This window comes from Frankia sp. CeRuru1 (assembly GCF_977966315.1).
Map to the genome: position 1 here is coordinate 20,879 of NZ_CDWWEW010000024.1, position 6,068 is coordinate 26,946.

Annotated in this window: 7 protein-coding genes; all 7 read right to left on the reverse strand. The window is 70.6% G+C overall.

Annotated features, from left to right (window positions below):
- A partial coding sequence (locus tag AC08OP_RS03455; protein WP_476612865.1) for a CocE/NonD family hydrolase occupies window positions 1-861 on the reverse strand: 861 nt, incomplete at its 3' end.
- Between the two features lie 10 nt (window positions 862-871).
- Window positions 872-1,696, reverse strand: coding sequence for a TOMM precursor leader peptide-binding protein (locus AC08OP_RS03460; RefSeq protein WP_476612866.1), 825 nt, complete (start codon window positions 1,694-1,696; stop codon window positions 872-874).
- A gap of 209 nt (window positions 1,697-1,905) precedes the next feature.
- The gene (locus tag AC08OP_RS03465; RefSeq protein WP_023840694.1) at window positions 1,906-2,019 is read right to left on the reverse strand and encodes a streptamidine-related RiPP repeat protein; all 114 of its coding nucleotides are present in this window, start codon (window positions 2,017-2,019) and stop codon (window positions 1,906-1,908) included.
- 111 nt (window positions 2,020-2,130) lie between these two features.
- The gene (locus AC08OP_RS03470) at window positions 2,131-3,444 is read right to left on the reverse strand and encodes an MFS transporter (RefSeq protein WP_476612867.1); all 1,314 of its coding nucleotides are present in this window, start codon (window positions 3,442-3,444) and stop codon (window positions 2,131-2,133) included.
- A 49-nt stretch (window positions 3,445-3,493) separates the two neighbouring features.
- Window positions 3,494-4,495, reverse strand: coding sequence for an ABC transporter substrate-binding protein (locus tag AC08OP_RS03475; RefSeq protein ID WP_476612868.1), 1,002 nt, complete (start codon window positions 4,493-4,495; stop codon window positions 3,494-3,496).
- Between the two features lie 32 nt (window positions 4,496-4,527).
- Complete coding sequence (locus AC08OP_RS03480; RefSeq protein WP_476612869.1) at window positions 4,528-5,400, reverse strand: ABC transporter ATP-binding protein; 873 nt, start codon at window positions 5,398-5,400, stop codon at window positions 4,528-4,530.
- Window positions 5,397-6,068: FecCD family ABC transporter permease (locus AC08OP_RS03485; protein ID WP_476612870.1), on the reverse strand; the 672-nt coding region annotated here is incomplete at its 5' end. The genes AC08OP_RS03480 and AC08OP_RS03485, both read right to left, overlap by 4 nt.

Sequence of the window (6,068 nt, forward strand, 5' to 3'; positions counted from 1 at the left end):
CTCGTGCCCCCACGGCCCGATCACCAGGCCCCGGGCGGGCCTGTTCGGAGCGCGGTCGCGGCCCGAGGTTTCCCATTGCCACAGCGTCTGCGGCAGGAAGAGGTCGTACCAGCCGCCGATATGCAGGGACGGCAGCGAGCAGCAGGCCAGTTCCTGCGTGCTGATGCCCTCCCCGAGGTCGTCGCCCGTACGGTCGTGCGGTGCCGGGCCGTCGCCGGTCGTCGACGGAGCCGGGGCTGACAGAGCCGGGGCTATGGCGCTCCACCAGCGTGGCACCCGTGCCCAGAGGTGCCGGCCGAGGTCAGCGACCGGCAGGTGCCGCAGCAGGTCCGGCTCGCAGCCCAGCATCTGCGCGGACAGCCCGTTCCTGCTGGTGCGGCTCTCGGCGTGCTCGGTCCACCATCCGGCGTACTCGGCCAGCCGCAGGATCCCCGACGGGTCCACGTTGGCGGGCCGCAGACCCGCGGCGGGTACCTCGCTGATCACTGCGCGCACGAGCTCGGGCACGGTGACGGCGGCTGCCCACGCGGTGAACGAGCCGTAGGAGGCTCCGGCGAGGATCACGTTCCCGTCGCACCAGGGCTGGCGGTGGACCCATTCGACCAACGCCCGGCCATCGGCGCGCTCCCCTTGATACGGGGTCCAGGTCCCGTCCGACCCGTAGCGCCCCCGCACGTCCTGGGCGACGTAGGCCAGTCCGTTCCGCGCCCACCCGACGCCGTTTGCCAGCAGCGAACCGCGACCGTACGGGGTGCGAGTGACCACCGCCGGGGCGGGTAGCCGGTCGGGACGGTAGACGTCGGTCGCCAGCAGGACGCCGTCCGCCGCCGGCACGGCCTGGTTCGCGTCGATGGCGTGCATGCCCCGGCGCCTAGACCGGGTTGACCGCGAGGTTGGGAAGAGGAAGCACCGGATGCCGGCTGATCGACGCCGTGGTCAGGTCGACGACGAGCTGGTGCCCCTCGCTGGGAACGGGGCTTCCCGCCGCCAGCGCCCGCAGGTCGGCGGCGAGCAGCCCCGCCAGCACCGCAGTGGCTGCCGGGGTGAACGGGGCCGGCGGCTTGACCGCGTCGGAATCGAGGTAGGCCCAGTGGGCGATCAGCTCGTCGGGGAGAGCGGCCGCGGCGAGCCGACGTCCTCTGGTGTCCTGGTAGCACGCCGTACGGCCCGGCATTGACAAGGGTCCCACAACGAACGTGTCGCCCTCGGCGTAGCAGCCGTGCCATGGCGTGTGGTGCGCCGCGCACCACTGGTCGAGCCGGCACCAGTGCGAGTCCGGCAGCCACCGGGCGCAGCTGACGACGACGTCCGAGCCGGCGACCGCGGCCTCGTCCGCCGGGCCCACGGTGCACTCGACGTCCTCGAGGAGGTCGCCCAGGAGTTCGGTGAGCTTCCCGACGACCGGACTGTCGCCGTCAAGGTGCACCTTCCAGCCAGCCGGAACGGTCCCCACACGCCCCGGGCCGACGAACACGCCGCGATCGGTGAGCGCGGCGGTCATGCGCTCGACGGCGGGTCGGTCCACATCGGGCAGGGGCAGCTGGGTGGCTCCGGCCGCGACGTCCCGCACGAGGGCGAGCAGCCGGTCCTCGCCGCCAATTCGGACGAAGACGTCCCCGGGGGCGCTGTAACGCCAACTCCCGTCGGCGGTCCGGTAGAGATGGTGGCCAGGAGCGAACACGTCGGCTTTCCTCATCGGGTGTGTCGCGGTCGTGGTGGTCTGGTGATGGTGGGCTGGTCGCGGCCGTGGTCAGCAGGGGTCATGGCCGACACGGGCCGCGCGGGCCGGGATGAACCCGGTGGAGACCGTGACCGTCGGGGCCGTCCGGGAACTGACGGCCCCGGCGGTCACGGCTTGCACTGGCTCACCAAGGTGCACTCGGTGCCCTCAGTGAACCGGGGGCACTACTCCTCGTCGTCCCACGCGAACGGGCTCTGGACGAGCGCGTGCGTGGTCGGGTCCTGCGGGGCAGCGAGGACCGGCGCCTCGGCCAGCTCCTCGAACGAGATCTCCGCCATGCTTCACCTCCTTCGCAATAAAACGGTTTTCGTTTTCAACAAGAACGCTAGCACGAGCGGCGTGGGGATGGGCCGATATCCACACATCCGCCGGGCGGCTCATTCGGGGGCTCATTCGGGGGCTGTCACCGCCCGGACCTCGGCGTCCGGCCCACCGGGCCCGGCCTGCGGCGGGTTGGCCGGTACCTCGTCGGCCCTGATCAGGTCCTGAAGCCTGCCGGTGTGGCCGAGGCCTGCCATCAGGCCCGCTACCAGCGCCAGGCCGACCCCGGCCGAGGCGGTCAGCAGAGCGGCCCGGGTGCCCCAGGCATCGGCGAGGATGCCGGCGAGCACGGCACCCAGCGGCGTCCCGCCCCAGGCGATCATCCTCGCGGTGGTGTTGACCCGGGCCTGCAGGCGTAGGGGGGTGACGGCTTGCCGGACGACGATGCCGTTGAGGATGACCAGGGAGGTGCTGGCCTGCCAGAGCAGCAGGATGCCCATCCCTGGCAGCCACGCCGTGTTCAGCGACCAGCCGATCAGGGCGAGCGTGCTGGCTCCGAGCGCACCGAGTGTGATCGTTCCGGTGGGGACGTATCGGTGCACGCAGCTGAGCAGCTGGCTGACGATCAGCGTTCCGAGCGCGGCGGCGACGTAGAGGAGACCGATCCGCGGGTCGTCGTCGGGAAGGCCGAACTGCCGTACCGCGACGACGACGACCAGGCCGGTGACCGCGCCCCCGGACAGGCTGCTGCCGGCCCCGAGCAGGGTCAGAGTCCGGATGAGGCGATGCCCCCGGATGTAGCGCAGGCCCTCGGCGATGTCGCGACGGGTCCGGCTCACCCGGCTGCCAGCCGGCCCGCTCCGGTCGGCGGCGGCCGGCACGGCCCAGCGCACCCGGGAGAGCAGGATGGCACCGACCAGGTAGCTGAACGCATCGAGGGCGAGCACATTGGCTGCGCCCACCGTGGCCGCGGCCACCCCGCCGACGGCCGGCCCGACCAGGTTGACAACGGTGCTCACCGACACCATCGCCCCGGTCGCCGCGGCCACCGCGTCCCGTCCCACGATCGCCGGGACTGCGCCGAAGCTGGCCGCATCGAAGAACACGAAGACCGAGGCAACAAGCACCGCGGAGATCAGCAGATGGGGTGTGGTGAGGACACCGGCCCAGTGGGCCACGGGGATGCTGGCCATCGTCAGGCCGCTGAGGCAACTGGTGACCACCATCGTGCGCCGGTGATCCCAGCGGTCGACCAGGGCACCGGCGGGCAGTCCGAGCACAAGGTAGGGCACCGCTTCGAGACCGACCAGCACGCCCGCGAGCGTGCCGCTCCCGGTGCGCTGGAAAAGCAGCACCGGGAGCGCGACGAGCGTCATCGCCGAACCCGCCCAGGAGACAGCCCGGCTCGCCAGGAAAAGCCGGAAGGCGGGTACCGTACTCATCTCAGATTGTTACTCATCTCAGGTCATCCCACATTTTTGGGTCTGCGGCTCAGGCGTGCAGCGCGGCGGCCAGCTTTGTCACGCCTTCCACGCCTGCGAGGTTGGCCGAGTCCGACTGCGGGAGGAAGAACACCCGGTTGTTGCGGACTGCCGCCACGGTCGGGAGCCGGGAGGTGAGGAACTTGCGGGCCTCGGCCTCGGTTTCGCTGCCGCTGAGCAGATAGACGAGGGTGCCGGGATTCTTGCTGATGAGGTCCTCCACCGACAGCTCACTGAAGTATTTGCCCTTGGGCAGGGTGCCCGCGTAGATGTTCCGCGCCCCGGCGAGCCGCGCGATGTCGGTGTAGACGCCGTCGTAGGTGTAGACGGTTCCCTGGTAGGTGGCGACCATCGCGACCGGGACGGGGTCCCTGCTCTGGATCTTCGTCGCGACCTGGCGGAGCCGTTCGTTGATGTCGGCCTGGACCTGCCTGGCCCGGTCCGGAATGCCGAAGATCGTGCCGAGCGCGGTCAGGTCGGTGTCGACGTCACGGACCGTCGCCTTGGTGGCGTCGTCGGTGCAGAACCCGCTGAGAATCATCACCTGGGTGCCCTGGGCGGCCAGCTCGGCGATCGTGGGGAGCTGCCGGCCGTCAAACAGATAGCTGCCATCCGCCCAGATCAGGTCGGGCCGGGCGGCGAGCAGCGCCTCTCGGGTCGGCGCGCCGGTACTGAGGACGGGTAGCTTCGCCTCCACACTGGCGTACTTCGCCGCCGGTGTGCCGCTGCTGGTGTTGTACTGGCCGACGATCCGGTCCGTCAGGCCCAGTTCGATGAGGAGCTCGGTACTGGTGGTCCACCCGGAGACGACCCGCGCCGGGGCCTTGTCGAAGTGCAGGGTCCGGCCGCAGTTCGCCACCTCAACGGGATAGCGGGTACCGGCCGGGGCCGACCGGGCATCGGCCGCGCTCGCACTGCCCGCGCCGGTGGTCGAACCGGACCCGCAGCCGGTGAGACCGGCGGTAACAACGAGCAGGGCGGCGACCGCGACGCCGGCGCCGAGTTTCTTCATCGGGTTCTATTTCCTTCCATTGCTTCATCGGGTCATTGCTTTATCGGGATTTCCGCGCCAGCTACCACCGGGGCCGGCTCGTCTGTTCCGGGCAGGCTGGAGGAAGACGGGCTGGAGGAAGGCGGGCTGGGGAAGGGAAGACTGGAGAAGGCGAGGTGGAGGCGGCCGGTCACCGGGTGGACACTCCGGTCGGCGCGCACCCCGAACACGCGGCCGATGAGGTCGGCGGTCAGGACGTCCTCCGGTTTTCCCGAACAGATCACCGCGCCGTCGTGCAGGACATAGAGCCGGTCGCAGAAGGCCGCCGCGAGGTTGAGGTCATGTAACGCGGCGAGCACGGTGATCCCGAGTGAGCGCACCAACTCCAGCAGGCTCAGCTGGGTGCTGATATCCAGATGGTTGGTCGGCTCGTCCAGGATCAGCACCGACGGTGCCTGCACGAGGGCGCGCGCCAGCAGGACCCGCTGCTTCTCGCCGCCGGACAGCGACGCGAACGCCCGCCCGGCGTGCGCGGCCATGCCCACAGTGTCGAGCGCGGCCGAGATGATCTCATGATCCCCGGCCGAAGTCGGGCTCCACGCGCTCTGGTGGGGGGCCCGCCCGGTCGCGACCACCTCAAGGACGGTGAAGTCGAAGCCATCGGGGCTTTCCTGCGCCAGGGCCGCGACCCGCCGCGCCGACTGGCGCGGGGTGAGGTCCCTGACCAGGTCCGTCCCGTCAAGCAGCACCGCACCGGACGTCGGCCGCACCGCCCGGTAGACCGTCTTCAGCACGGTCGACTTCCCGCTGCCGTTCGGACCGACCAGGCCGACGAAGGCGCCAGGGGGGCAGTCGACCGTCAAGTCGTACACAATCTGTACCCCGTCGGCGACGACACCCAGACCTTCCAGGCGAAGGCCCGTCACGAGGCACCACTCGCCCGTCCCGACCGGCGCAGCAGCACGAGGAAGAAGGGCACCCCGGCGACCGCGGTGATAATGCTCAACGGCAGCTCCAACGGCCGGGCCACGACCCGGCCGAGGAGATCGGCCAGCACGAGGAACGTTCCGCCCAGCAGCGCCGTCACCGGGAGCAGCCGCCGGTAGTCCGACCCGATGAGCATCCGGACGCAGTGCGGCGCGATGAGGCCGACGAACGCGACACCGCCGGCAACGGAGATGACGGACGCTGTCAGAGCGGCGGTGACGATCAGCAGCTGGGTCCGCAGCCGGCTGACCGGGATACCCAGCGAGGCGGCGGCCTCATCGCCGAGCAGCAAGGCATTCAACGACCGGGCCTGCGCCAGCAGCCACAGCGTCGCGGCCACGACGATGCACGCGGGCAGCCCCAATGTGTCCCACTCGGCCCCCGACACCGTTCCCAGCAGCCAGAACAGCACCGCGGCGAGCTGGTTCGAACCGACCCGCAACTGCAGGTAGCTGGTGCCAGCCTGGAACAGATAGGTCAGCGCCACCCCCGCAAGCAGCAGCCGCTGCGGGTCCAGGTAACCGCGCCTACGCCCTAACGCGATCACGAGAGCCAGGGTGAGAACGGCACCGATGAACGCCGCCCCCGACACCCCCACCGCCGCGGT